5 protein-coding genes are annotated in these 4,117 nt (G+C 43.9%); 2 read left to right on the top strand and 3 right to left on the bottom strand.

The genetic code is table 11. From position 1 onward, the window contains the following. The first annotated feature begins 72 nt into the window (after positions 1-72). Entirely contained in the window at positions 73-354 is a 282-nt protein-coding gene (locus DPO_RS23395; RefSeq protein WP_006968864.1) for a ribbon-helix-helix domain-containing protein, read from the top strand. Further along, complete coding sequence (locus tag DPO_RS23390; protein ID WP_006968863.1) at positions 354-680, top strand: type II toxin-antitoxin system RelE/ParE family toxin; 327 nt, start codon at positions 354-356, stop codon at positions 678-680. The genes DPO_RS23395 and DPO_RS23390 overlap by 1 nt, the downstream gene beginning before the upstream one ends. A 264-nt stretch (positions 681-944) precedes the next feature. Here DPO_RS23390 and DPO_RS23385 read toward each other — a convergent pair whose 3' ends face one another. The 3 genes from DPO_RS23385 to DPO_RS23375 all read right to left on the bottom strand — a co-directional run bounded on the left by DPO_RS23385 (position 945) and on the right by DPO_RS23375 (position 3,804). Then, positions 945-1,343: a class I SAM-dependent methyltransferase gene (locus DPO_RS23385; protein WP_006968862.1), complete on the bottom strand. Its 399-nt coding sequence runs from the start codon at positions 1,341-1,343 to the stop codon at positions 945-947. Between the two features lie 224 nt (positions 1,344-1,567). Further along, positions 1,568-2,011: a DUF1499 domain-containing protein gene (locus tag DPO_RS23380; protein ID WP_040012321.1), complete on the bottom strand. Its 444-nt coding sequence runs from the start codon at positions 2,009-2,011 to the stop codon at positions 1,568-1,570. A 92-nt stretch (positions 2,012-2,103) separates the two neighbouring features. Then, a complete protein-coding gene (locus tag DPO_RS23375) occupies positions 2,104-3,804 on the bottom strand; it encodes a protein adenylyltransferase SelO (RefSeq protein ID WP_006968861.1) in 1,701 nt (566 codons plus the stop codon). Positions 3,805-4,117 lie beyond the last annotated feature (313 nt).

The raw sequence follows: 4,117 nt of genomic DNA, 5'->3' as shown, positions 1-4,117 counted from the left end.
TAATTATGAAAGATGTTGAAATTTGTCTCCTATGGCAGTATGATTTTATAATACTGCCATAGGAGACAAACCATGCAACAAGAAAAAGCCGAGAGAATTACAATAACCCTTCCCCCTGATATGCTATCTGCAATAAAGAAAAAAGTCGGCTCCGGTTCCTACGGGTCCACAAGTGAATTAATCAGGGATGCTATGAGGTTATGGCAAAAAAGAGAAGAAGAGCACCAAGCAAGACTTTCTATAATCCGTGAACGGTTGGAACATTCGGCCCAAAATGGGACTCCTGTCCCACTCAAAACAGCATTTGAAAGCATTGAAGCACTGCACAAACAACGGATAAAAAAGAACGTCTAATGAAAAAATATGATGTTTATTTAATGCCGGATGCAATCAAAGATCTTGAAAATATATATGACTATATCACTGAAGAAAGCGGCTTTCCAGAAAGAGGATGGTCATATATTGAGAAACTAAAACTCAAATGCCAAAAGCTGGAAATAGCCCCTTTAAGAGGTCAGACGCGTAATGATTTAATGATAGGCGTAAGAATATATCCCCTTGATAAAAAGACGGTTGCAGCTTTTCTGGTCGATGAAGATAATCAAATGGTGAAAATTTTGAACATATTTTATGGCGGACAGGATTATGAGGCAATCATGTCCCCTTTTAAAACGGAATAGTCCCGACAATAATTTTTTATAACAATGAAACTCCTACAGTATAGCGGCCTGATTTCATGATCGTCTTGCTTTACGGGTGTTGACTTCTATCTATCTGGATTTTGATCTGGTTAAAAATTCACCCCAGACTTTCCCTGTTTGTGTGTTGCTTTATATTAGGCCGGAGCGATCAATCATACCATATCCGTGGTAGAAATTTTTTGCTGAGTACAAGCGGGTTTTTGGGGCAAACGAATGCAAATTTTTAACACAAGGACCTGTAGGTCAACAGATAGGTGTAATCCCCTGCATCAACAGAACTGCCTTTTTTAAATCCGTGCCCCAGGACCAGATCATCCACCTCTTTTTCCGACAACCGGATATGTTTGGGCGGACCGGGCGGGCCGCATCGGATATCAGGGTCATGATATTGGTGATATTTTGTTTTTCGATCCTTTTTTCCAGAAGCTTTGTCCCTTCTTCCCACAGATCCAGTGCATAGACCAGGCCTTGCTCTCCGACGATCTCAGAAAAATAAACAGAATAATCCCCTCTCCCGCAGGCCAGATCCAGGACAACCGATCCAGGCTTTACAGGCAAAACATCGGAGATTTTTTTCAAATCAATCAAATCAAAACTGCTCTTGCCGGCCCCTTTTGGATTTTTTCCCTTTTCTTCAGCCATGTTCCATCCTTCCTGATGTGTTACGTTAAAATAAATGCTTTTCCCATGACGAAGCAACCACAAAAATACCGATTCAGTACCATTGTTCGCAAGACTATGAGACTCCTCTGGTATCCAGATGGCATCTCCGGGATTGACCTGCTGTTTTTCATCATCCACCTGCATGCGCCCCCATGGGCACGATATGTGGTTTCAAGAACCGCTTTATCATTGATATTTCAGATCTATTTAAGAAATTCACTTCGAATCCGCTCAATTCGTTTTCGGTTTGCCCCAAGGTCGGAATATCCGATACGGGATGCGGATCGGATATGGATGACCATCTCGCCTGATTTCTCTTTCGGAAAATAAAACTCCACGTCATCGACAAATCGAAACAAAGCGGACGTAAATTCTGCTCGAATATAATTTTCCTGAGCCGTCAAGATCTTTGCCCGCCTTTGGGAACCAAGTATCTGCAAAAGGCGGGCTCGCGCATCCTCCCGAGTGCCTTCATAACAAATAGGTTGAATATATTGTTTTTCACCAATCGCCTGGCTGTTAACACAATTTGGTGTTTTCGGGCACGGTGCCAACGCTCCATTATTTATCCCCAGATCAGAAACAGCCCCAACGCACCCGGGTAAAAATATCAAGGTTATTAAACCAACTGCAATTTGTTTGTTCAAAGCGTATTTTTCCTTTATTCTAAAAATTACAGCATAAAAATACGTCACCGAATTTTCGACTCAGAGCACTAAGCTTCAGTATATTTTCAAAATCAAGATGAACAGCTATAGTGCGAAACGCCACCAACGTTAAAAAACGCCTCAGGTTTCAGACGATAATATTTCGCTTCTACCCTTTGTGATTGCTCATCATATGGAGAGCTAAGCACTTCCTGCAACTCTCTGACCAATGTGTAGTCACCCTGCATGGCTTGTTGGTAGGCGGGGACAATCAACCACTCCCGCCATGCATATTTGGGGTTAATCTGTTTCATCTTTGCCGATATCTCAGCCAAATTGCCGCCTTTGATAACGAGGTCGTGCCAGTTTTTCAGCCAGGATTGCCATTCCTCATCGAGTTGTTGATCAGTCTTGCTATAAAAACTCTTTTTCAAGGCTGACACATTGTCTGGTACATGGGATAATTCACGGAAGAAAATGGTGTAATCCACCTCTGATTTGGTCAGTAACTGCATTAATCCCTGCACCAGCTTTGGGTGATAGTCCGTCAAGCCAAGCTTGGCCGCCCACATTTTTTGGATCTGTTTTTGCATTGCCTCTGCAAAGCCATGACGTATTTGATCCAATTGTTCCAAAGCTTGAGTCTCTTTTGCAAGCAGCGGTCTCACTGCCGTCCAGAACATGTGGTAATTCGCTTCTGCTGCCGTTGGCTGATTGAGGAAGGAAAAGTGTTCGCCGCCGCCAGTCCATGGTTGAAATCCGGGGTCGAACATTTCACAGAATCCAAATGGTCCATAGTCGAGGGTAAAACCACCGGCGGCGCAGTTGTCACTGTTATAATTACCCTGGCAGTACCCGATACGCAGCCAATCGGCCACCAGTGACGTAAGCCGCTGGCGAAAAAGCTTAGCCAATTCAACCACTTGATCCGCAAAAACAAGATCTTGATTAATATCGTTTGGGTATTCCCGGTCAATTACATGCGACACAATCATGCGCAACTCTTCTAAGGCGCTTTGATGAGCATTGCCGCGAACCCGGCGGGCAAATAACTCTAACTGACCAACGCGCAAAAAAGAGGGTGCAACGCGAGTTGAAATAGCCGCAGGATTATCCACCATAATATCAGGATCCGTGGAATGAGCGTCCTGGGAGTACCAGGGCCGGGTAACGCTCTCGGATCTAGATACATACAGGGTTAGAGATCGCGTTGTGGGAACCCCCAGGGCGTGCATATACTCTTGCGCGAGAAACTCACGCACGCTTGAACGAAGGACTGCGCGCCCGTCGGCACCACGGCAGTAAGGCGTTGTACCGCCACCCTTTAATTGCATTTCCCAACGCTGTCCATTGAATACCCCTTCAAATACAGATATCGCCCGACCATCGCCATAACCATTGCCCGTACCAAATGGACATTGAAGGGTATATTCGGTGCCATAAATTGACAGGGCATAGCCAGTTGCCCAGCCAATCTTACGCATAGGCTCGTGCGCTGCTGAGAGATCACCAGAAAATACCCGGCAAAATTTTCCATCATTTACCAACTCGTCGCTCAACCCAAGTTCATTAAAAAAAGTGCTGCTATGGGTAACATATTCTGGATCTGGAAGCGGCGTGGGAGTCACCGGTACGAAGTGACCGGAAAAAACCTGACGGGGACGGTGATCATCACCATCCCCGGTGGCATCAGGATCGGCATTTAAGGTATCCATTAAAGAATAATCAGCTAATCGCACAAACTCATCAAAAGTCGATATTCTCTGCTGAGCAGATGGTTTAGACAATGACATTATTGCAAATACCTCGCTATGGGGAGCGCGCATTGAGCGCTATTAAACAAAATTACAGTAGCAACATTCAGCCCAATCTGAATGTTGCATAAAAAAGAGAGGGGCAAAACATTAAAAAAATTTATAATTCAATTACTTATAAAAAATTCAAACCAAGGAATTGCCATGACACCTTTGTAACACGAAACCAATCGAATTCACAAGATGCAAGGTCCGTTACAACCAAAATTTGCCGATCAAACTTTTTTCAGTTTCTCAAAAATTAAGTTGATTTGCCCAAATCACAATTATCCAAGGATTCAAACTAAAACGC

It is taken from the genome of Desulfotignum phosphitoxidans DSM 13687 (genome assembly GCF_000350545.1).
Lineage (GTDB): Bacteria > Desulfobacterota > Desulfobacteria > Desulfobacterales > Desulfobacteraceae > Desulfotignum > Desulfotignum phosphitoxidans.
The sequence above is the reverse complement of the archived record's forward strand: the minus strand, read 5'-3'. Positions and strand labels throughout refer to the sequence as shown.